The following is a 20,376-nucleotide window of genomic DNA, read 5'->3' as shown; positions in this document are numbered from 1 at the left end:
CGCCCGCACCGGTCAGCCCGCGAGTTCGTCCATCGACTGCCCGGTCTCCAGCAGCGACCGGCCATGTCGCCCATGCCCATCTGCTTCATTTCCTCGGTACTGAGGCTCCGGTAGTCGCCGCCGGGATGGGGATCGATCTCGACGCTGCCGCCGTAGCCCCAGCGGGAGGTGTCCTCGGGAGTGGTGAGGGCCTTCCAGATCCGCTGGGCGGGGGCCTTGATGTAGATGCTGTAGACGACGGTGGTGCTCATTGTCAGCCTTTCGTGGAGTCGCTCTCGACGACGTGTTTGAGCTGGATCCGGGGGTGTCTTGGTGAGAGCCTGCGAACCTGACAGGCTGGGCACATGGAGTTCACGCATCTCGACGCCCGCGGCCAGGCCCGCATGGTCGACGTCACCGCCAAACAGCCCACCGTCAGGTCCGCCACCGCGGTCGCGACGGTCCGGTGTTCGGCCGACGTCGTCGCCGCGCTGCGGGGCGGCACGGTGCCGAAGGGCGATGTGCTGGCCGTCGCCCGCGTCGCCGGCATCGCGGCGACGAAGAAGGTACCGGACCTGCTGCCCCTGGCCCACGTCATCGGGGTCCACGGCGCCGTCGTCGACCTGACCATCGTCGAGGAGGGCGTCGACATCGAGGCGACGGTGCGCACGGCGGACCGCACCGGCGTCGAGATGGAGGCGCTGACCGCGGTGACCGTCGCGGCGCTCGCCGTCGTCGACATGGTCAAGGGCGTTGACCGGTCCGCGGAGATCGTGTCGGCGCGGATCACCGCGAAGAGCGGCGGCCGCTCGGGGGACTGGACGCGCCCGGCGCAGTCCTGACCTCGCCTCAGCCCTGGCTGGCCGGGCGGCTGAGGTCGTGGTCGGCCCCGTCGAGTTGCTGCACGATGTGCACCAGCAGGGGGCCGAGCACCGCGATCGCGTCCCTGGCCCCGCCCCGCGACCCGGGCGCGTTGAACACGAAGGCCCGGTTCCCGTCCTGCTCGATCACGCCTGCCAGGCCCCGCGAGAGCCACGACAGCGGCGTGTTGGCCGAGCCGAGGCTGCGGACGGCCTCCGCGACACCCGGAACCTCGTACGTCAGCAGGGGGCGGGTCGCCTCGACGGTGACGTCGCGGGGACCGACCCCGGTGCCGCCCGTGGTGAGCACGACCCGCGCGCCGTCGGCCACCGCCAGCCGGATCTCGGTCGCGATCACCTCGGCCTCGTCGGGGACGATCACGGCCTCCGCGACATCGAAACCCAGCCCGTCGAGGGCCTCACGCAGCACCGGGCCGGAGCGATCCTCATAGACGTTGTCGGCGGCCCGGTCGGAGCAGGTGATGACGGTGGCGCGGTACGGCATGTCGGCCAGCCTAATGTGCGGGTGACCCCGGCGGAGCCGCGGTGCTAGCGTGCCGCCCATGGCGACGATCGGGCAGCGGGTGGGTGCGCTGGTCGCCGTCGCGGCGCTCGCCGGCTGCGGCCAGCCGGCCCAGGGCGACGCGCCGGTGGTCTTCGCGGCGTCCTCGCTCAGCACCGTGCTGCCCCACCTCGACGACACCGCGCGCTTCAGCTTCGACGGCTCCACCGGCCTGCTCGACCAGCTCCGCTCGGGGGCCCGGGCCGACGTCTTCGTCTCGGCCGACCACGCCACCATGCTGGCCGCCGCGGAGGAGGGCCTGCTCGACGGCGAGCCCGTCATGGTCGCCACCAACCGCCTGGTGCTCGTCGTGCCCGCCGACAACCCGGCCCGCGTCACTGGCTTCGACGGCTCGCTCGCGGACACCAGGCTGGTGGTCTGCGCCCCGGAGGTCCCCTGCGGGTCCGGTGCCCGGCGGCTGGCCGAGGCGGCCGGCGTGCGCCTCGACCCGGTCTCGGAGGAGCTCAAGGTCACCGACGTGCTGGGGAAGGTGGCCTCCGGCGAGGCCGACGCCGGGATCGTCTACGCCACCGACGCCGCGCTGGCCAGCGACGCGGTGACCGCCATGGAGATCCCGGGAGCGGCGGCCGACCCCAACACGTACTGGGCGGGCGTCGTCGCACAGGCGCCGCACCCGGAGGGCGCCGAGGCCTTCGTGGCCGCCCTCGCCGGTCCATGGCAGGCGGACCTTCGGGCCGCCGGATTCGGGCCGCCGCGATGACCGGCGCAGGCCTGCCGCGCTGGGCGTGGCTCCCGTTCGCGCTCGCGATGGCGCTGCTTGTCATTCCCCTGGCGGGCCTGCTGGCTCGCGCCCCGTGGGCCCGGCTGGGGGAGCTGCTCGCCTCCGACCGGTCCCGCGACGCGCTCCTGCTCAGCCTCGCCACCTGCGCCGCCTCCACCGTCATCTGCCTGGTCTTGGGCGTCCCGACGGCCCTGGTCCTGGCCCGCGCGCGGGGTCGATGGGTGGCGGCCGCCCGGACGCTGCTCACGGTCCCGATGGTGCTGCCTCCGGTGGTGGCGGGCCTGGCTCTCCTCACGACGCTCGGCAGGCGCGGGCTCCTGGGGCAGCCGCTGGCGGTGTTCGGCGTCGAGATCGGGTTCACCACGGCCGCCGTCGTGGTGGCGCAGACATTCGTGGCGCTTCCGTTCCTCGTGGTCTCGCTGGAGGGGGCGCTGCGCACCGCCGGCACCGACATGGAGCGCGCGGCCGCCCGCCTCGGCGCGTCGCCGTCGTACGTGCTCGCCCGGGTGACGGTGCCGCTGGTGGCGCCCGCAATCCTGTCGGGCACCGCGCTGTCCTTCGCGCGGGCGCTCGGGGAGTTCGGCGCAACCCTCACGTTCGCCGGATCCCTGCAGGGCGTGACGCGGACCCTGCCGCTGGAGATCTACCTCCTGCGCGAGTCGGACACGGACCTGGCGCTCGCGCTCGCCATCGTGCTGCTGGGCGTCTCCGCGCTGGTCGTCGCGGCCGCCGCCAGGCTGGGCAGGACCCATGGGTGAGGCCATCCGCGTGCGGGCCAGGCACGCCGCACGCGGCCTCGACGTCGACGTCACGGTCCCCGAGGGCTCCATGCTGGCCGTCGTCGGTCCCAACGGCGCGGGCAAGTCGAGCCTGCTGCAGCTCATCTCCGGCGACCTCGTACCCGACGACGGGGAGGTGACGGTGCACGGGCGCACACTGACCGGGCCCGATGTCCACATCCCCCCGCACCGCCGGGCGGTGGGCTACCTGGAGCAGCGCGCCCTGCTCTTCCCGCACCTCACCGTCGTCGACAACGTCGCGTTCGGCCTCCGGGCGCGAGGCCGCGACCGGCGCGCGGCCAGGGCGAGGGCCGCCGCCGAGCTCGCCGCCGTCGGATGCGCCGACCTCGCCGGCAGCCGGCCCCGCGAGCTCTCCGGCGGGCAGCAGCAGCGCGTCGCCCTGGCGCGGGCGTTGGCGACCGACCCCGAGGTCCTCCTCCTCGACGAGCCCCTCGCTGCCCTGGACGCCGGTGTCGCCCCCGAACTCCGTCGGCTCCTGCGCACCCGGCTGCGCGGCGTCACCACCGTCATCGCGACCCACGACCTGCTCGACGTCGTGGCGCTGGCCGACCGCATGGTCGAACTCACCGGCGGACGCGTGACCGCCGAGGGCCACGTCGACGATCTCTGCCAGCGGCCGGCGTCGGCCTTCCTCGCCGGATTCGTCGGCGTCAACCTCCTGCACGGCGACACCCGCGGCGACGCCCGGGTGTGGCTCGCGCCGACGATCGCCATCGCCGGCGCCGTGGACGGCGATCTCCCGCCCGGGCCGGCGCGGGCCGTCTTCGCGCCCGCCGCGGTCGCCGTGTACCGCGCGGCAACGCACGGCAGTCCGCGCAACGAAATGCCCGCCGTCGTGGTCGCCGTCGAGGACCGCTGGCCGGTCCAGCGGGTGACGCTCGCGGTGGCAGGGCAGCGTATCGCGGCGGACCTCACGCCGGCGTCGGTGCGGGAATTGGCGCTCGCGCCGGGCGACGACGTGCTCGCCGTGGTGAAGGCCACCCAGGTCGCACTGCACCCCGGCTGAGCGCATCCGGCGAGCGGCCGGATGGGCGGAGGAGGCCGCCCCAGCCGGCAGCAGGTAGAGTCTGGCGCGTGCTCGGCTACGACGGTCCCAAGGAAGAGTGCGGCGTCTTCGGGGTGTGGGCGCCCGACGAGGACGTCGCGCAGCTGACGTTCTTCGGCCTCTTCGCGCTGCAGCACCGCGGCCAGGAGTCCGCCGGCATCGCGGTCAGCGACCAGCAGCGGATCATGGTCTACAAGGACATGGGCCTGGTCAGCCAGGTGTTCAACGAGGCGACGCTGAAGTCGCTGCCGGGACGCCTCGCCATCGGCCACACCCGCTACTCGACCACCGGCGCCAGCATCTGGCACAACGCGCAGCCCACCTTCCGCGCCACCCGCGACGGCGGCCTCGCCCTGGCCCATAACGGCAACCTCACCAACACGCACGAGCTGGAGGCCTGGCTCGCCGACCTCGATCCGACGGAGCGGGTGCCGGAGAAGAAGACGATGGACTCGACCAACGACACGTCGCTGGTCACGGCCCTCATGGCGAGCTTCGGCGACGAGCCGATCGAGTCGGTCGCCATGAAGGTCCTGCCCCGCCTGCAGGGCGCCTTCTGCCTCACCTTCATGACGGAGCGGACCCTCTTCGCCGCCCGCGACCCCCAGGGTATCCGGCCGCTGGTGGTCGGGCGGCTGGCGAACGGCTGGGTCGTGGCGTCCGAGACCGCGGCCCTGGACATCGTCGGGGCCAGCTTCGTCCGCGAGGTCGAGCCCGGCGAGTTCCTCGCCATCGACGAACGCGGCCTGCGCTCCGCCCGGTTCGCGGAGGCGCGGCCGAAGGGCTGCATCTTCGAGTACGTCTACCTCGCCCGCCCGGACACGACGATCGCCGGTCACGGCGTCCACGCCGTCCGGGTGCGCATCGGGCAGCGCCTCGCCGAGGAGTACCCCGTCGACGCGGACCTCGTCATCCCTGTGCCGGAGTCCGGCACGCCGTCGGCCATCGGCTACGCGCAGGCCTCCGGCATCCCCTACGGACAGGGCCTGGTCAAGAACGCCTACGTGGGCCGCACCTTCATCCAGCCCAGCCAGACCATCCGGCAGCTGGGCATCCGGCTCAAGCTGAACCCGCTGCGCGAGGTCATCGAGGGCAAGCGGCTGGTCGTCGTCGACGACTCCATCGTCCGCGGCAACACGCAGCGCGCCCTGGTGCGCATGCTGCGCGAGGCCGGCGCCCGCGAGGTGCACGTGCGGATCTCGTCGCCGCCGGTGCAGTGGCCGTGCTTCTACGGCATCGACTTCGCCACCCGCGCCGAGCTCATCGCCCCCGGGCTCACCGTGGAGGAGATCCGCCGCTCGCTCGGCGCCGACTCGCTGGGCTACATCTCGCTCGACGGGCTGACCGCCGCCACCCGGGTGCCGGCCGACCAGCTCTGCCGGGCCTGCTTCGACGGGCAGTATCCCGTCGCCATCCCGCCGGCCCAGGCCGAGCTGCTGAAACTGGAGGAGAGGTCATGAGCGACACGAGCGCCTACGCCGCCGCGGGCGTCGACATCGAGGCCGGCGACCGCGCCGTCGACCTCATGAAGGCCCACGTCGCCGCCACCCGGCGCCCCGAGGTGCTCGGCGGGCTCGGCGGGTTCGCCGGCTTCTTCGACGCGTCGGCGCTCAAGGGCTACCAGCACCCGGTGCTCGCCACCTCCACCGACGGCGTCGGCACCAAGGTGGCCGTGGCGCAGGCCATGGACAAGCACGACACCATCGGCATCGACCTCATCGGCATGCTGGTCGACGACCTCGTGGTCTGCGGCGCCGAGCCGATGTTCGTCACCGACTACATCGCCTGCGGCAAGGTCGTGCCGGAGCGCATCGCGGACATCGTCAAGGGCATCGCCGACGGCTGCCTCGCGGCAGGCTGCTCGCTCGTCGGCGGCGAAACCGCCGAGCACCCGGGCCTCCTGCAGCCGCATGAGTACGACATCGCCGGCGCGACCACGGGCGTCGTGGAGCGCTCGAAGATCCTCGGCCCCGAGCGGGTCCGCGTCGGTGACGCCGTCGTCGCCATGGCCGCGTCGGGCCTGCACTCCAACGGCTACTCCCTGGTGCGGCACGTCCTGCTGTCGGGCGCCGGCTGGGCGCTGGACCGGCACGTCGACGAGCTCGGCCGCACGCTCGGCGAGGAGCTGCTCGAGCCCACCCGCATCTACGCGCTCGACGTCCTGGACCTCATCGGACAGGTCGAGGTGCACGCCATGAGCCACATCACCGGAGGCGGCCTCGCCAACAACCTCGCCCGGGTCATCCCCGGCGACATGGTCGCGGTGCTGCAGCGCTCCAGCTGGACCCCGCCCGCGATCTTCCAGCTCGTGCAGCGGGTCGGGCGGATCTCGCAGGCCGACATCGACGCCACCCTCAACATGGGCGTCGGCATGGTCGCCATCCTGCCCCAGGACCAGGTGGACGCGGCTCTTGCCCGCCTGGCGGGCCGCGGCGTCGAGTCGTGGGTCCTGGGCCGTATCGAGGCCTCCGAGGGTCCGGGCGACGCCGTCCTCGTCTAGCGGGGGCCGGGGCCGGCGCCGCCGCCCCACTCGTTAGGGTGCAGGTGTCCCCCCACCGTCGAACGAGGAATCCATGGGCACCATCGCGGAGACGCTCACGGGCGTCATCCCCATCGTCGCGCTGATCGTGCTCGGCGCCGTGCTGCGGCACCTGCGTGTGCTCGACGACGTCGTGGTCGAGGGCTTCAAGCGGCTCATCGTCACTGTCGTGCTCCCCGCCGTGCTGTTCACCGCCTTCCTGTCCATGGAGTTCCAGGCCGCGTACCTGGCGCTCATCGTGATCGTGCCGCTGGCCTGCGTCGCGCTGCTCGCGCTGGGCGTCGCGGTCGGGCGGCTGCTCCACGCGCCCCGCGTCGCGCCGTTCCTGTTCACCGGATTCGAGTTCGGCATGGTGGGCCTGGCGCTCTACACGGCCGCCTACGGCGTGGCCGAGGTGCCGAGCGCCGCCATCGTCGGGCTCGGCCACGAGTTCTTCATCTGGTTCGTGTACGTCACCCTGCTCAAACGCCAGAGCGACGGCGCGGTGTCCCTGTCCGAGACGCTCCTGTCGTTCGTCAAGTCGCCCGTGATCATCGCCATCGCGGCCGGCCTGCTGCTCAACGTGCTCGGGTGGCGCGGGCTGCTGGCCGACAACCCGGTCGGTGGGGGAGTGTTACGCAGCCTCGAGTACCTGGCGGCGGTCATCGTCCCCCTGATCCTCCTCGTGGTCGGCTACGGCACCAGGCTCACGCGTGCGGGTGCGAAGGCCGCCGCGCCGCTGGTCGCCGCGCGGTACGTGACGACGCTCGCCCTGGCCGTGCTGCTGTCGGAGGTCGTCGCGGGACAGTGGCTCGGGCTCGGTCAGCCGGTCCGCGCCGCGGTGTTCATGCTGTTCATCCTGCCGCCGCCGTTCATCGTGCCGATCTTCCTGCCGCGGGAGCGCGCCGTCGAGACCATCTACGCCAACAACGTGCTCAGCCTGTACACCGTGGTGAGTGTGGTGACGTTCGTCGCCTACGTCATGGCGACCGTCGGCTGACGGGCCGCCCGTCCCGGAGCAGTTGATTACTCAAGGTAATGACCTAGACTAATCAACTGCTACGGAAGGACTGCATGCCCGACTACGACCCACAACTCCTTGCCCTCGCCAACGACGTCCGTGTCGCGTGCCAGCGCATCTCGCGCCGGGTGCGCTTCGAGAGCACCAGCGACGTCGCCCCACACCAGTTCTCGGTCCTGGTCTACCTGCACTTCGCCGGACCCCAGACCCCGACGCACCTGGCCGCGCGCGACGCCGTCAGCACGCCGTCGATGACCCGGACCGTGAACTGCCTGGCGGACAAGGGCCTGGTGGAACGCTCGCAACACCCCGACGACGGGCGCCAGATCCTCGTCTCGCTCACGGCCGAGGGCCTGCGGGTGGTCGAGGAGACCATCGCCAACCGCGATACCTGGATGCTCGCGCACATCGCGACGCTCGAGCCCGAACAGCTGGACCTGCTCCGCCGGGCCGCCGACCTCCTCATGGAGGTGTCGCATGCGGAGTGAGCGGGGGAAGATGTTCGCGTCGCTCGCCGTGCGCAACTACCGGCTGTTCTTCGCGGGTGCGCTGATCAGCAACCTCGGCACCTGGGTGCAGCGCGTGGGGCAGGACTGGCTGGTCCTCACCGAGCTCACCGAGGGGTCCAGCGCCGCGCTGGGCATCGTCACGGCCCTGCAGTTCCTGGCGATTCCCATCCTGGCGCCGTACGCGGGCGCGGTCGTGGACCGGATGCCGAAGCGGAGAGTGTTGTTCGCCACGCAGGTGCTCCTGGGGGTCACGGCCTTCGCGCTCTGGGGCGTCGTGGCGGCAGGTGTCGTCGAGCTGTGGCACGTCTACCTGTTCGCGTTCCTCCAGGGCGTCATCACGGCCTTCGACAACCCGGCCCGGCAGTCGTTCGTCTCGGAGATCGTCCCCGCGCAGCTGCTGCCGAACGCGGTGGGGCTCAACTCGACGTCGTTCAACGGCGCCCGGCTCATCGGGCCCGGGTCCGCGGGTCTGCTCATCGCGGCGTTCGGCGTGGGGCCGACGCTGCTCATCAACGCGGTGAGCTTCGTCTTCATGCTGGCAGCAGTCGTGGCACTGCGCCCGGCGGAGCTGCATCCGTCACGGCGGGTCAAGGCGCGCGGCGCCACGCGCGACGGGCTGCGCTACCTCGCCGGGCGGCCGGACCTCATCATCCTCATGGTGATCGTCTTCTCGCTCGGCACCTTCGGGATGAATTTCCAGATCTACAACGCACTGATGGCCACGGAGGTGTTCGGGAAGGGGGCGGAGGAGTACGGCCTGCTCGGCACCGTCATGGCGGTCGGCACCCTCGGCGCGGCCCTCGCCGCCACGCGCCGGACGCGACCCAGTCTGCGCACGGTCCTGGCCGCGCTCGGCGCCTTCGCCGCCAGCACCGCACTGCTGGCCGTCACGCCGTCCTACCCCGTGTATGCCCTGCTGCTCGTGCCCGCCGGTTTCTTCGCGCTGACCGTGATGACGACGGCGAACGCCGCGGTCCAGCTCGGGACGGCCCCGGAGTTTCGCGGCCGGGTGATGGCCGTCTACGTCGCGATCTTCACCGGCGGGACGCCGATCGGCGCTCCGCTCATCGGGTGGCTGGGCGAGGTGTGGGGGCCTCGCGCCATGGTGCTGACGGGGGCCCTGGCGACGGGGCTGGCCGCCGGCGCGGTGCTGGCGTACCTCATGCTCCACGACGGCGTCCGCCTCGCCGTCGAGCGCGGCTGGCCGCTGCGGCTGCGGGTGTTCGTCGCGCGCAGGGAGGCAGCTGCGGTCGCTGATTGACAGTTCAATGAATCGGGCGTAGAGTTTTGTTAAACATTCAACAAATATCAGGAGTCTCCATGACCAGCGCCCCCGCCGCGACCGTCGCCCTCTCCGCCCTGTCCGGGCAGTACACGATCGATCCGAGCCACACCGAGATCGGCTTCGTCGCCCGCCACGCCATGGTGACCAAGGTCCGTGGTGCCTTCACCGAGTTCGAGGGCTCGGCCACCACGCGCCCCGGCCTGGCGGACGCCGCCATCTCGCTCACCATCCAGGCCGGCTCGGTCGACACCGGCAACGCCGACCGCGACGGGCACCTGCGCTCGGCCGACTTCTTCGACGTCGAGACGCACCCGACGATCACGTTCGTCTCCACCCGCGTCGTCGAGACCGCCCCACAGGTGCTGCGTGTCGAGGGCCAGCTGACGATGCGCGGCGTGACGCGCCCCGTCGCGATCGACTTCGACTTCGACGGCGCCGCCACCGATCCCTTCGGCAACGAGCGCGTCGGCCTGTCCGGCTCCGTCGTCGTCAACCGCAAGGACTTCGGCCTCGAGTGGAACGCCGCCCTGGAGACCGGTGGTGTCCTCGTGTCGGAGAACGTGACGCTGGTCTTCGAGGTGTCCGCCATCCGCAGCGGCGACGCCCCCGAGGCCGCGCCGGTGGAAGACGAGCAGCCCGCCCCGGCCCGCGCGTCCGCGCCGGCCGCACAGGCCCAGCCCGCCGCCCAGGGCGGCTTCGTGGCGTGGCTGAAGAAGATCTTCGCCTGAGCCCAGCCCCTAACATGCGACGGCGCCGCCCCCGACAGAGGCGGCGCCGTCGTCGTCTGGCCGGCTCAGGCCAGGGAGTCGATGATCGCGTTCAGCGTCGCCGACGGTCGCATGACCGCGGTCGCCTTCGCGTCGTCGGGGCGGTAGTACCCGCCGATGTCGGCGGGCTTACCCTGCACGGCGAGCAGCTCGGCGACGATCGTGTCCTCGCTCTCCGCGAGGGCCGAGGCCACCGGGCCGAAGACGGCGGCCAGTTCGGCGTCGTCGGTCTGCGCGGCCAACTCCTGGGCCCAGTACATCGCCAGGTAGTAGTGCGAACCGCGGTTGTCGATGCCGCCGAGCTTGCGGGTCGGCGACTTGTCGTTGTCGAGGAACGTGCCGGTCGCGCGATCCAGTGTCGCGGCGAGGATCGCTGCGCGGGCATTGTCCTCCGCGCGGGCCAGGTGGTCGAACGACGCCGCCAGCGCCAGGAACTCACCGAGCGAGTCCCACCGCAGGTAGTTGTCGGCCACTAGCTGCTGCACGTGCTTGGGCGCCGAGCCGCCGGCGCCGGTCTCGAACAGGCCGCCGCCCGCCATCAGCGGCACGACCGAGAGCATCTTGGCCGACGTGCCGAGTTCCAGGATGGGGAACAGGTCGGTCAGGTAGTCGCGCAGGACGTTGCCGGTCACCGAGATGGTGTCCTCGCCCCGGCGGATCCGCTCGACGCTGAACCGCGTGGCGTCGACCGGGTTCATGATCTCGATCTGCAGGCCGTCGGTGTCGTGGTCCGCGAGGTAGCCGCGTACCTTCTCGATGAGGTTGCGGTCGTGCGCGCGCTCCTCGTCGAGCCAGAACACGGCGGGCGCCCCGGTGACGCGGGCGCGCGTGACGGCGAGCTTGACCCAGTCCTGGACGGGGGCGTCCTTGGTCTGGCAGGCGCGCCAGATGTCGCCCGCGGCCACGTCGTGGCTCATGAGCACGGAGCCGGACGCGTCGACGACCTCGACGACGCCGTCGGACGGGATCTCGAAGGTCTTGTCGTGCGAGCCGTACTCCTCGGCCTTCTGCGCCATGAGGCCCACATTGGGGACCGAGCCCATGGTGCGCGGGTCGAAGGCCCCGTTCGCCTGGCAGTCCTCGATCACCGCCTGGTAGACGCCGGCGTACGACGAGTCAGGCAGCACCGCGAGCGTGTCGTCCTCCTCGCCGTCGGGGCCCCACATATGGCCGGACTGGCGGATCATCGCGGGCATCGAGGCGTCGACGATGACGTCCGACGGGACGTGCAGGTTGGTGATGCCCTTGTCGGAGTTCACCATCGCAAGCCGCGGGCCGTCCGCGATGCCCTGCTCGATCGCGGCCCGGATGTCGGCGCCGTTGGGGAGGGAATCGAGCCCGGCGAGGATCGCGCCCAGCCCGTCGTTGGGGGAGAGGCCGGCCGCCGCGAGATCGGCGCCGAAGCGCTCGAACACCTCGGGCAGGAACGCCTCGATGACGTGGCCGAAGATGATCGGGTCCGAGACCTTCATCATCGTCGCCTTGAGGTGCACGGAGAACAGCACGCCGCTCTCCTTTGCCGCGGCCACCTGCTCGCGCAGGAACGCGTCCAGGGCGGATGCCCGCATCACCGTGGCGTCGACGACCTCCCCCTCGAGCACCGCCAGCGACTCCTTGAGGACGGTCTCAGTGCCGTCGGCGGAGCGGTGCCGGATGGTCAGCGTGTCGGCGGAGGGGAGGATGACGGACTGTTCGTTGTGCCGGAAGTCATTGGCGTCCATCGTGGCCACGCGGGTGCGGGAGTCGCTCGACCAGGCGCCCATGCGGTGCGGGTTCTTCTTCGCGTAGTTCTTCACCGACTCGGGCGCGCGGCGGTCGGAGTTGCCCTCGCGCAGCACCGGGTTGACCGCGGACCCCTTGACGCGGTCGTAGCGGGCGCGGACCTCGCGCTCCTCGTCGGTCTGCGGATCCTCGGGGTAGTCGGGGAGCTGGAAGCCCTGGCTCTGGAGTTCGGCGACCGCGGCCTTCAGCTGCGGGACGGACGCGGACACGTTGGGCAGCTTGATGATGTTGGCGTCCGGCGTCTTCGCCAGCTCGCCGAGCTCGGTGAGCGCGTCATCGACCCGCTGGTCCTCCGGCAGCCGGTCGGTGAACTGGGCGAGGATGCGGCCCGCGAGCGAGATGTCGCGGGTCTCGACCGCCACCCCGGCCTGGCCGGCGAACGCGTTGATGATGGGGAGGAAGGAATACGTGGCGAGCAGCGGGGCCTCGTCGGTGAGGGTGTAGATGATCTTGCCCATGTTGCTGAAGAACTCCTCTGGGTAGGCTGGCGTCAGCTTATCGCCCGTGCGCTGCGTTCGGCGGGGGCGAACATGGGCCGGCCGGGCGGAGCGTGCTTTGGGGAAACCCGCCGCATTGGGTAGCCTGTACCCCACGAGTATCTGACAGATTCCGCGGCCTGCCGCGAAGGACAAAGCAAGGGGGTCGACCCGTATGGGGCGCGGCCGTGCAAAGGCGAAGCAGACCAAGGTGGCGCGCGATCTGAAGTATCGCTCGATCGACACCGATTTCTCGTCTCTGGAGCGCGAGCTCCGCGGGGGCTCTTTCGTCGAGGAGTCCACCGAGGACGAGATCCCCGATGCGTACGCAGACCTCGTTGAGGGCGCGGGACTGGCAGAAGGCTACGAGGACGACGACGAGTACGAGCGCCGTTCCTCCTGACGCCCAGCGTCAATGGCTGCCCGACACGGAGCTGCCGGGCTATGAACTGCTGCCCATTCCCCTGCCCGACGAGCCCACGTACGCGTTGGAGCCGGAGGGGAGCCTCGTGGCGACGTTGGTACGTCGCTCGCACCCTATGTCTCGGCGGGCGGTGCTGTACGTCCACGGCTGGAGCGACTACTTCTTCCAACGGCACCTGGCCGACGAGATGGCGGGCCTGGGCTACGACTTCTACGCCGTCGACCTGCGACGCTACGGCCGCTCCCTCCGCGACCGGCAACTGGCCGGCTACATCGCCGACCTGAGCGACTACTTCACCGAACTGGACGAGGCGCTCGAGGTCGTGCGTTCCGAGGGGCACGACGACGTGGTCCTCATGGGCCACTCGACCGGCGGACTGACGGCCTCCCTGTGGGCGCACGAGCGGCCCGGCGCCTTCTCCGCTGTGGTGCTCAACGCACCGTGGCTCGAGTTGCAGGCGAATTCGCTGCTGCGGCCCGCGACACAGCCCGTCCTCAGCGCGGCCCGCGCCGTCGCCCCCACGACCGCGCTACCGCAGCTCGACACCGGCTTCTATCGCCGCTGCATCTCCAGTTCGGAGGAGGGCGAGTGGGACTACAACCTCAACCTCAAGGGTGACCCGGCCTTCCTCATCCGGGTCGGCTGGATGGCGGCCATCCTGGACGGGCACGCGCGGGTCGCGGCCGGGCTCAGCATCGACTGCCCCGTGCTGGTGGCGATCTCGGCGCGCAGCGACTTCCGGCGCTCCTGGGACGAGGGGTTCCGCCTGGCGGACATCGTCCTGGACGTGGACCGCATCGCGTCCCGGGCCCCGAAGCTGGGCGATCTCGTGGTCATCGCCCGGATCCCGGACGCGATGCACGACCTCGTGCTCTCGCGCACCGACGTGCGCGAGCGGGTCTTCTCGGAGTACTCCCGTTTCCTGACTGCCTACGCCCCTGAGGCAGACAGGGCCGCCAACTGAAAAACCCCCGCCACGTGGGGCGAGGGTCATGCGGTGGCCAGGGCCGGGATCGAACCGGCGACCTTTCACTTTTCAGGCGAACGCTGCTACCAGCTGAGCTACCTGGCCAGGTGGCCGGGCGTTTCCGCCGACCTAGCGACCCCGACGGGACTCGAACCCGCGACCTCCGCCGTGACAGGGCGGCGCGCTAACCAACTGCGCTACGGGGCCAATTTCTTGACCTGCTGGCCGTGCCAGCCCGGTAACTATAGCGTGATTCCCGCAGAGATGGGAAATCGGGTGAAATCCCTTGTCGTTACCGGTTTCAAGCCCCTTCCCGAGGGAAGGAACGAGAGCATCCCCAACGGGATTCGAACCCGTGCTGCCGCCGTGAAAGGGCGGAGTCCTAGGCCGCTAGACGATGGGGACCAGCGTGGTGGACAGTCTAGGGAGTAGGCGGCGGCCCGCGCAAACCCCGGGGAACGCAGCGACGGCGCCGCATCGGGGGAATGCGGCGCCGTCGCGTTCAGGGGTGGACCGATCAGCCGTAGGTGTTGATGTGGACGTGGTTGTAGTGGTTGGCGTTGTCGCTGCCGCGGTCGGCCATCAGCCGCCATCCCTCGGAGTCACGCGCCACCGACCAGATCTTCTGCGCGAAGATGATGTAGTTGATGTTGTACTCCTTGGCGTGCGCCCGGTAGTAGTTCGCGATCTCCCAGCCGAGGGCCTGGTTGGAGGAGTACGACGGGATCATCACGTCGACGGCGCGGCCGGCCGGATGGTCCGGCGTGACGTCGCGGCGCCAGCCGTACATCGTCTTGATGGCGGGGTAGCGGTTCCAGATGTCGCGCGTGATGGCCTGGACGTTGGCGTTGGTCTGGTCCAGACCGCTCGAGTAGCCGCGGTTCAGGGTGGTGCCGCTGCCGGCTGACGCGGTGCCGTCGGCCGGCTTGGTGGCCGACACGTAGCGTGCGGTGAACCAGCGGACGGCACCGTTGACGACAGCCTGCGCGCGGCCGTTCTCGACGACGCCCGTCACCTGGATCTCGGTGCCCTTCGGGATCTCGCCGACGAAGGAGGTGCCGCTGCTGGCGGTCCAAATGTTCAGCACCGTCGTGGCGTACCGGGTGGTCGTGGCGGGCGTCGCGGGGACCGTGGGTGCCGGGGTGGCGGCGTCGACGGCCACCAGGTAGCGGGCGTTGACCCAGCGGACGGCGCCGTTGTAGACGATTTGCGCGACGCCGTTGGTGACGACGCCGGTGACGTCGAGGATGGTGCCGCGCGGGACGTCGCCCAGGTTGACGAACGAGGTGGTGTTCGTGGTGCGGATCATCAGGGCCGTCGTGGCGCGGGCCTTACCGGTCACCTTCGGCAGCTCGGAGGAGGCCTGTGCGGCGGTGGCGCTGAGGTAGCGGGTCGCGGCCCAGTAGGTGGCGCCCTTGTAGGTGACCTGGGCCCAGGTGCCGCTCACCTTGCCGGTCAGCTGCAGCGCCGTGGCGCGCTGGACGACGACGCCGATGCGGTCGGACGTCGAGGGGCCGGTGCGCAGGTTGAGGTTGGCGGTGGTGTAGACGGCCCCCGTGCTGCCCTGGCTGGTGCCGTTGGTCGTCTCGGACGACGGGCCGGCGGCGGCGGTGCCGCCCTTGAGGTACGCCGAGGCGATGTACGCGGTGCGCCCGTTGTAGGTCACCTTCGTCCAGCCGTTGGCGGAGCCCAGGCTCGGCAGGGACTGGCCGCGGTAGAGGAGCCCCAGCTTGGAGCCGGACGTGGACGGAGCGGTGCGGATGTTCACGGCGGTCGTCGCCGTGACGTCGCCCAGCTGGGCGTCGGCCAGGGGGCCGAGCGCGAGTGTTCCGAGTCCCTGGACGAGGACCGCGATGCCGGCGGCCGATGCCAGCCCGCGAAGGCCCTTCAGTGCTGTTCTCACGTCTCTCCTCATGTGCGAAATCTCTGTGAGGTCGGACGTGCCGCTTCCTCGGGGCTTCGTCGGCCCCCGACACGTCCGGCCACTGCCCCGGACATTAAGAGCCCTAGTCATCGCCCAACAATGGGCACTTGAGGGTTGCCTGAGAGTCCTCGCCGCGACACGCCGGGCGCGGGATCACAATCACATCGGTGTGATTCGAGGGCGGTCGCCGCCAGTTGGTCGGCCCTGACAAGGGCTGATGTGAGCTGGTGGCGCGTGTTGCGCCGCCTGAGAGGAGGATGAGAAAGTGCCGGGCGCCTCAGAATCAAGCCAGCTGAAGTCTCACTTGAGGTTCAGGGTGCGTGGTTGAGGTTCAGTTCAGCTGGTCGTGACCCACGTGCGCGTCGCGGTGCTGGTCCACCGCTGGGCCCGGCCGAAGGCGGCTTCAGGCAGGTAGCCGGCGCGCAGGTCGGCCTCGGTCAGTTCCTCGCCGCCGGTGAGCTCCGCCAGTCGACGGCGGTCGCGCGCGTCGGCGACCGCGGCGAGCACCGGCAGGCGCAACGCCCGCCGGTTCGCGGCCAGCGTCTGGAGCACCTCGGGGTGCAGAGAGGCGGCCACCACGACCAGCGGGTGCTCGGCCGTCGCGGCTCCCAGCGGCGCGAGGAGTTCGCGCATGGACGTCACGGCGCCGTCGACCACGAGGATCAGCGGGTCGCGCAGATCGGCCCCCGCGGGCGCGGTGGCGAAGTCCGCGTGGGCGTGGCCGAACCGGAATCCCTCACCGGTCCGAGGCCCGAGGCCGGCGTCGGGGTCGTAGGGGCGCGGTAGGGCGTCGATCTCGTGCTGCGTGACGTAGCGCGGGACGTGGCGGTCGACGTCGGGCACATCGCGGCGCGGGGCGGGGACGCCGACCCCGGCTCTCCGGCGGCTGGAGCGACGGTCGGCCGTCGCGGCCAGCGCGAGCAGGCCGACACCGACCGTGAGGGCGATGGCGAACCAGGACCAGGCGGGCATGCGCCCAGCCTGCCACGCGATAGACTGCACGGGCCCCTATAGCTCAGCCGGTAGAGCAGTGGACTTTTAATCCATGGGTCGCGGGTTCGAGCCCCGCTGGGGGCACCGACGGCGCCCGCGGATCCCTCAGGCGGTGAACCAGTGGACCGCGTACGGCCGCAGCGTCATCACCCACGGCGTCAGGTCCCACGCGACGTCGTCGAGCAGCTCGTGCCCCGTCTCGCCGAGCGTCTCCGCCAGGCATCCCATCGGCACGGTCACCTCCGTCGGCGAGAAGTTGTACACCTGCACCATGGGGCCCAGCGGGTGGTCGCGCCTGATCGCCAGCACGCGCGGATCCCCCGTCTCCAGGAACTCGGCCTCGCGGGACGCGTGCAGGTGCGGCGTGGCGCGCCGGACGGCCAGAACGTGCCGCAGCCATGCGTTGACGCGGGCGGCAGGCGACGACGGGTTCTCGCCGAGGGCGGCGACGGCCGCCCAGTCCATGACCGGCCGGTGCACCCACCGGTTGTCCTCGGCGTGCGCGGGGTCGCGGGCGAAGTCGTGGTCGTTGAGCATCGCCAGCTCGTCGCCCATGTAGATCAGCGGGATGCCTCCCCAGCCCGCGATGACCGCGTGGAGCAGGTTGATCCGCGCCACCGCGAGCTCGACGTCGTAGGGCCGCCCCGCCTTCAGCGCCGCCTCCAGGCCGGCCAGTGAGGCCAGGGAGCCAGAGATGCGGCGGTCGCCGGTCGCGGGATTGGCCTGGAAAACCAGCCCGCGCGCGAACGAGCCGGGATGCTCCCCGGAGTAGAAGTCACTCAGGAACCTGCGGTGTGCGGCCCCGTTGAGGCCCGCTGTCGCGGCGTCGACGTCGTCGATCGCCCAGCCGATGTCGTCGTGGCAGCGTACGTAGGTACCCCACGTCGCCGTGGCGGGCTTGGGCGGGAACGCGCCGAGCGCCCGGCGCAGCAGCGTGGTGTCGTGGGTGGCCAGCGTCGACCACAGCTGCGCCATCAGCGAGTTGTGGTAGGCGATGTCGGAGAGCTTCCCGTGGTGCTCCCCGGTCCCGAAGTACGCGATGAGGTCCTTCGGCCCGACGATCGCCTCCGCCTTGAACGCGACGGCGGGAGCCGCGATCCGCGCCGCCTGGCGCAGAGCCTGCGTGATGGCGTGCACGGGCGGTTCGTTCTGGCAGTCGGTGCCCATCTCCTTCCAGATGAAGGCGATGGCGTCGAGCCGGAACACCTCCACACCCAGGTTGGCCAGGTCGAGGATCAGATCCAGGTACTCGACGAAGACGTCGGGGTTCGCCCAGTTCACGTCCCACTGGTAGTCGTTGAACGTGGTCCACACCCAGCCGTCGAGGTCGTCGTCCCACGTGAAGTTGCCGGGCGCGAAGTCCGGGAACACCTCCGGCAGGGTCGCCTCGTAGCGGTCCGGCATCTCCCGGTCCGGGAACACCATGAAGTAGTCGCGGTACTTCTGCTCACCGGCGCGCGCCCGGACCGCCCACTCGTGCTCGCGGGCGACGTGGTTGAGCACTAGGTCCACCACCAGCGAGATACCGTGTCCGCGCAGCTGGCCGGTGAGCGCCTCCAGGTCCGCCATGGTGCCGAGGTCCGGGCGGACGGTGCGGTAGTCGGCGACGGCGTAGCCGCCGTCGTTGGCGCCCTCGCGCGGCTGAAGCAACGGCATGAGGTGCAGGTAGGTCACGCCCAGGTCCTGCAGGTAATCCACGTGCCCGGTGATACCGGTCAGCGTGCCGGCGAAGCGCTCCGTGTAGGCGACGTAGCCCACCTGCGAGGGCAGCTGCAGCCAGTCCGGCCGCAGCAGGCGAGCCTCGTCGAGCTCCCGCAGCTCGTCGCTTCGCTGGTCGAACTTCGCGCGAACCAGCTCGCGGACCCGATCGGTCACCTCCCAGGCGCGCTCACCGTAGACGCTCTCCAGCGCGGCGATGAGGTCCGCGCCGTAGCGTTCCCACCTGAGGTCAAAGGTCGTCTTCACCTTCCTCAGCCTAGTCTCACCCCTGTGGCGGCAACGGCATCCACGGCGGATCCCCGGCAGGGGGCACGGGGTGCCGCTCCCACGTGGTCCACCAGGTGTCGGCGCCGTCGGGGAACGGGGTGTCGCGGGCGGCGCGAACCGCGTCGCGGAGCTGGATCTTGGCGCTGCGCAGCGCCAACTGATCCCTGCGCACCGGGCCCGGCGACGAGATCACCTGCTCCTCCAGCTGCAGGATGCGCATGCGGAGTTCGATGATCACCCGGTGCAGCGACTCTGTGCTCTCACCCAGCGCCAGGTGACGTTCCGCCGCCCTCAGCCAGCCGTAGTCCCGGTTGATGGCCATCAGCCCGGGGTGCACCGTCATCGAGTCGTGGACGGCGATCTCCGGGTGGACGACGAACGCGCCCGCCGAGTGCGCGTAGGCCAGCTCGTCGCGCCCGGCCTCGTCGATGAGGATCTCCGTGGAGCGCATGACGACGCTGAACAGGTCCGCGTCCGCCATGCTCGCGCGGCGCGGGACACCCTGCGACTGCGACGAGATGACGTAGTTGCGGCCAGCGCCCAGGTGGCCCACAGCGAGTTCGGCAGGCAGGTTCTCGCGCGCGCCCCCGTCGACATAGGTGAGGTCGCCGATCGGCACGGGGCGGAACACCGCCGGGATGGCGCACGACGCCAGCACACCCACGGGCAGGTCGTGGACCTCCGGCCCTACGGGCTGGTCCGTGCGGTCGACCAGCCGGCCGGACTCGGTCATGAAGTGCAGCTCGCCCGTCTCCAGCGCGACCATCGCGATCCGGAGGGTCACCCCGGAGCCGGCGACGCGGCTGGGGTCGAACGTCGCGGGGTCGAGGAGGTCGCGGAGCATCGGCCCCGGGCGGTACATGGACCGGGACCGTTCGACCCCGTGCCAGATGGAGTTCAGTTCGCTGCCGATGCGCGGCAGCCTGCCCAGCTGGTTGGCCAGCCCCGACAGCATCGCGAGGGACCAGTCCGACCGGACCGTCTCGTCGTCCGGCGCCAGCGCCGATTCCAGCGGGTCGAGTGCCGTCGGCTCCGGTGGGGTGACAGGGCTCGCGGGGGAGGGGCGACGGAAGGGCAGGATCCCCGGGCGTATCCGCGGCGTCCGCGGAGCCTGTGGCGGGGGAGCCATCACCTGCAACCATGCCGGACCCTCGTCCTGCAGTCGGCTGAACCACGGGCGGGGCGTGAACATGTCCGTCTGGGAGGTCATGCCCATCCAGATGTCGTCCAGCCGGCGGAGGAACGCGATCTGTCCGTCGCGGGTCGCGGACTGCGCCAGCGTCGCGGCGAGGATGGCACCCGCGGAGGCGCCCACGAACGCGGTGGGGGTGAAGTCGTCGTCGTGGCGGTAGAGATAGTCGAGCGCGCCGAGCTGGAAGCTCGCCCGGGATCCGCCCCCGGACAGCGTGCAGGACACGCGTTCGTCGCGTGGGCTCTGCCCGAAGAACGGGAGCCCGAACCAACCCTTGCCAGCCACCCACCCAGCCTAATCGGGGCCGCAGTGCATCGGCGTCGGACCTGGGTCTGGTCCGCGCCCCACCGCCCCCCTGAGGTCGCGCCCGCCCGCTCGCTAACGTCGCGCGTGCACCGTTCGCTGAGGTCGCGCCTGTCCGTTCGCTGAGGTCGCGCCTTCCCGTTCGCTGAGGTCGCGCCCGACGGCGGAGCCGTCCGGGCGAGTCTCGAAGCCGACGCCGCAGGCGTCGATCCCCCGACCCCCGCTCGCTGCGGTCGTGCCT

18 protein-coding genes, 4 tRNA genes and 1 pseudogene are annotated in these 20,376 nt (G+C 71.1%); 13 read left to right on the top strand and 10 right to left on the bottom strand.

Features of this window, described 5'->3' with window-relative positions; genetic code table 11:
- Window positions 1-86: 86 nt before the first annotated feature.
- Window positions 87-251: pseudogene (locus tag ACFQPD_RS13090) on the bottom strand (SRPBCC domain-containing protein); the annotation flags it as partial.
- A 93-nt stretch (window positions 252-344) separates the two neighbouring features.
- Here ACFQPD_RS13090 and moaC point away from each other — a divergent pair.
- Window positions 345-821: a cyclic pyranopterin monophosphate synthase MoaC gene (moaC, locus tag ACFQPD_RS13085; protein WP_068752663.1), complete on the top strand. Its 477-nt coding sequence runs from the start codon at window positions 345-347 to the stop codon at window positions 819-821.
- Window positions 822-828: 7 nt separating this feature from the next.
- Here the strand turns inward: moaC and ACFQPD_RS13080 are convergent, their stop codons facing one another.
- Window positions 829-1,344 (bottom strand): molybdenum cofactor biosynthesis protein B, encoded by a 516-nt coding sequence (locus ACFQPD_RS13080; protein WP_078920143.1) that lies wholly within the window; start codon window positions 1,342-1,344, stop codon window positions 829-831.
- A gap of 58 nt (window positions 1,345-1,402) precedes the next feature.
- Between ACFQPD_RS13080 and modA the strand changes: the two genes are divergently transcribed.
- From modA to ACFQPD_RS13035, 9 genes are all read left to right on the top strand, one after another.
- Window positions 1,403-2,122 carry a molybdate ABC transporter substrate-binding protein gene (gene modA, locus ACFQPD_RS13075; RefSeq protein ID WP_385901190.1) on the top strand — a complete coding sequence of 240 codons (720 nt, stop codon included), beginning with the start codon at window positions 1,403-1,405 and terminating at the stop codon, window positions 2,120-2,122.
- Entirely contained in the window at window positions 2,119-2,901 is a 783-nt protein-coding gene (locus ACFQPD_RS13070) for an ABC transporter permease (protein WP_385901189.1), read from the top strand. The genes modA and ACFQPD_RS13070 overlap by 4 nt, the downstream gene beginning before the upstream one ends.
- The gene (locus ACFQPD_RS13065; RefSeq protein WP_385901188.1) at window positions 2,894-3,949 is read left to right on the top strand and encodes a sulfate/molybdate ABC transporter ATP-binding protein; all 1,056 of its coding nucleotides are present in this window, start codon (window positions 2,894-2,896) and stop codon (window positions 3,947-3,949) included. Before ACFQPD_RS13070 ends, ACFQPD_RS13065 begins: the two co-directional genes overlap by 8 nt.
- Before the next feature lie 68 nt (window positions 3,950-4,017).
- On the top strand, window positions 4,018-5,448 hold the full coding sequence (purF, locus tag ACFQPD_RS13060; protein ID WP_385901187.1) for an amidophosphoribosyltransferase: 1,431 nt from the start codon (window positions 4,018-4,020) through the stop codon (window positions 5,446-5,448).
- Window positions 5,445-6,488, top strand: a complete 1,044-nt coding sequence (gene purM, locus ACFQPD_RS13055; protein ID WP_385901186.1) for a phosphoribosylformylglycinamidine cyclo-ligase — start codon at window positions 5,445-5,447, stop codon at window positions 6,486-6,488. The genes purF and purM overlap by 4 nt, the downstream gene beginning before the upstream one ends.
- 73 nt (window positions 6,489-6,561) lie before the next feature.
- Window positions 6,562-7,506: an AEC family transporter gene (locus ACFQPD_RS13050; protein ID WP_385901184.1), complete on the top strand. Its 945-nt coding sequence runs from the start codon at window positions 6,562-6,564 to the stop codon at window positions 7,504-7,506.
- 74 nt (window positions 7,507-7,580) lie between these two features.
- Window positions 7,581-8,015, top strand: coding sequence for a MarR family winged helix-turn-helix transcriptional regulator (locus ACFQPD_RS13045; RefSeq protein ID WP_385901183.1), 435 nt, complete (start codon window positions 7,581-7,583; stop codon window positions 8,013-8,015).
- Window positions 8,005-9,297 carry an MFS transporter gene (locus ACFQPD_RS13040; RefSeq protein ID WP_385901182.1) on the top strand — a complete coding sequence of 431 codons (1,293 nt, stop codon included), beginning with the start codon at window positions 8,005-8,007 and terminating at the stop codon, window positions 9,295-9,297. Before ACFQPD_RS13045 ends, ACFQPD_RS13040 begins: the two co-directional genes overlap by 11 nt.
- A 59-nt stretch (window positions 9,298-9,356) precedes the next feature.
- On the top strand, window positions 9,357-10,049 hold the full coding sequence (locus tag ACFQPD_RS13035) for a YceI family protein (RefSeq protein ID WP_385901181.1): 693 nt from the start codon (window positions 9,357-9,359) through the stop codon (window positions 10,047-10,049).
- A gap of 65 nt (window positions 10,050-10,114) precedes the next feature.
- Here the strand turns inward: ACFQPD_RS13035 and ACFQPD_RS13030 are convergent, their stop codons facing one another.
- Window positions 10,115-12,328 (bottom strand): NADP-dependent isocitrate dehydrogenase, encoded by a 2,214-nt coding sequence (locus ACFQPD_RS13030; protein ID WP_385901180.1) that lies wholly within the window; start codon window positions 12,326-12,328, stop codon window positions 10,115-10,117.
- Between the two features lie 193 nt (window positions 12,329-12,521).
- On the opposite strand from ACFQPD_RS13030, the gene ACFQPD_RS13025 reads away from it, so the two are divergent.
- Together ACFQPD_RS13025 and ACFQPD_RS13020 are read left to right on the top strand one after the other, a co-directional pair.
- Window positions 12,522-12,749 carry a DUF3073 domain-containing protein gene (locus ACFQPD_RS13025; protein WP_068752652.1) on the top strand — a complete coding sequence of 76 codons (228 nt, stop codon included), beginning with the start codon at window positions 12,522-12,524 and terminating at the stop codon, window positions 12,747-12,749.
- A 151-nt stretch (window positions 12,750-12,900) separates the two neighbouring features.
- Entirely contained in the window at window positions 12,901-13,734 is an 834-nt protein-coding gene (locus ACFQPD_RS13020; protein ID WP_385901178.1) for an alpha/beta hydrolase, read from the top strand.
- Between the two features lie 34 nt (window positions 13,735-13,768).
- Here the strand turns inward: ACFQPD_RS13020 and ACFQPD_RS13015 are convergent.
- From ACFQPD_RS13015 to ACFQPD_RS12995, 5 genes are all read right to left on the bottom strand, one after another.
- Window positions 13,769-13,842: transfer RNA gene (locus tag ACFQPD_RS13015), tRNA-Phe, on the bottom strand.
- A gap of 28 nt (window positions 13,843-13,870) precedes the next feature.
- Window positions 13,871-13,944 (bottom strand) — tRNA-Asp (locus tag ACFQPD_RS13010).
- A 125-nt stretch (window positions 13,945-14,069) separates the two neighbouring features.
- A tRNA-Glu gene (locus ACFQPD_RS13005) sits at window positions 14,070-14,142 on the bottom strand.
- Between the two features lie 112 nt (window positions 14,143-14,254).
- A complete protein-coding gene (locus ACFQPD_RS13000; protein ID WP_385901176.1) occupies window positions 14,255-15,640 on the bottom strand; it encodes an SH3 domain-containing protein in 1,386 nt (461 codons plus the stop codon).
- A 357-nt stretch (window positions 15,641-15,997) separates the two neighbouring features.
- On the bottom strand, window positions 15,998-16,633 hold the full coding sequence (locus tag ACFQPD_RS12995) for a hypothetical protein (RefSeq protein ID WP_385901175.1): 636 nt from the start codon (window positions 16,631-16,633) through the stop codon (window positions 15,998-16,000).
- A gap of 32 nt (window positions 16,634-16,665) precedes the next feature.
- On the opposite strand from ACFQPD_RS12995, the gene ACFQPD_RS12990 reads away from it, so the two are divergent.
- A tRNA-Lys gene (locus ACFQPD_RS12990) sits at window positions 16,666-16,738 on the top strand.
- Window positions 16,739-16,759: 21 nt separating this feature from the next.
- Here the strand turns inward: ACFQPD_RS12990 and ACFQPD_RS12985 are convergent.
- Window positions 16,760-18,619, bottom strand: coding sequence for an alpha-amylase family protein (locus ACFQPD_RS12985; protein ID WP_385901173.1), 1,860 nt, complete (start codon window positions 18,617-18,619; stop codon window positions 16,760-16,762).
- A 16-nt stretch (window positions 18,620-18,635) separates the two neighbouring features.
- Window positions 18,636-20,117, bottom strand: a complete 1,482-nt coding sequence (locus tag ACFQPD_RS12980) for a patatin-like phospholipase family protein (RefSeq protein WP_385901171.1) — start codon at window positions 20,115-20,117, stop codon at window positions 18,636-18,638.
- Between the last annotated feature and the right edge of the window lie 259 nt (window positions 20,118-20,376).

This window comes from Tessaracoccus sp. O5.2, from assembly GCF_964266725.1.
Taxonomy (GTDB): domain Bacteria; phylum Actinomycetota; class Actinomycetes; order Propionibacteriales; family Propionibacteriaceae; genus Arachnia; species Arachnia lapidicapta.
The sequence above is the reverse complement of the archived record's forward strand: the minus strand, read 5'-3'. Positions and strand labels throughout refer to the sequence as shown.

What these genes read in the sequence shown, in the direction of transcription:
- modA (WP_385901190.1), top strand. Translation starts at nt 1,403, where the DNA reads ATGGCGACGATCGGGCAGCGGGTGGGTGCGCTGGTCGCCGTCGCGGCG.
- ACFQPD_RS13050 (WP_385901184.1), top strand. Translation starts at nt 6,562, where the DNA reads ATGGGCACCATCGCGGAGACGCTCACGGGCGTCATCCCCATCGTCGCG.
- ACFQPD_RS12995 (WP_385901175.1), bottom strand. Translation starts at nt 16,633, where the DNA reads ATGCCCGCCTGGTCCTGGTTCGCCATCGCCCTCACGGTCGGTGTCGGC.
- ACFQPD_RS13025 (WP_068752652.1), top strand. Translation starts at nt 12,522, where the DNA reads ATGGGGCGCGGCCGTGCAAAGGCGAAGCAGACCAAGGTGGCGCGCGAT.
- ACFQPD_RS13035 (WP_385901181.1), top strand. Translation starts at nt 9,357, where the DNA reads ATGACCAGCGCCCCCGCCGCGACCGTCGCCCTCTCCGCCCTGTCCGGG.
- ACFQPD_RS13065 (WP_385901188.1), top strand. Translation starts at nt 2,894, where the DNA reads ATGGGTGAGGCCATCCGCGTGCGGGCCAGGCACGCCGCACGCGGCCTC.
- ACFQPD_RS13030 (WP_385901180.1), bottom strand. Translation starts at nt 12,328, where the DNA reads ATGGGCAAGATCATCTACACCCTCACCGACGAGGCCCCGCTGCTCGCC.
- ACFQPD_RS13080 (WP_078920143.1), bottom strand. Translation starts at nt 1,344, where the DNA reads ATGCCGTACCGCGCCACCGTCATCACCTGCTCCGACCGGGCCGCCGAC.
- purM (WP_385901186.1), top strand. Translation starts at nt 5,445, where the DNA reads ATGAGCGACACGAGCGCCTACGCCGCCGCGGGCGTCGACATCGAGGCC.
- ACFQPD_RS13045 (WP_385901183.1), top strand. Translation starts at nt 7,581, where the DNA reads ATGCCCGACTACGACCCACAACTCCTTGCCCTCGCCAACGACGTCCGT.
- moaC (WP_068752663.1), top strand. Translation starts at nt 345, where the DNA reads ATGGAGTTCACGCATCTCGACGCCCGCGGCCAGGCCCGCATGGTCGAC.
- ACFQPD_RS13040 (WP_385901182.1), top strand. Translation starts at nt 8,005, where the DNA reads ATGCGGAGTGAGCGGGGGAAGATGTTCGCGTCGCTCGCCGTGCGCAAC.
- ACFQPD_RS13070 (WP_385901189.1), top strand. Translation starts at nt 2,119, where the DNA reads ATGACCGGCGCAGGCCTGCCGCGCTGGGCGTGGCTCCCGTTCGCGCTC.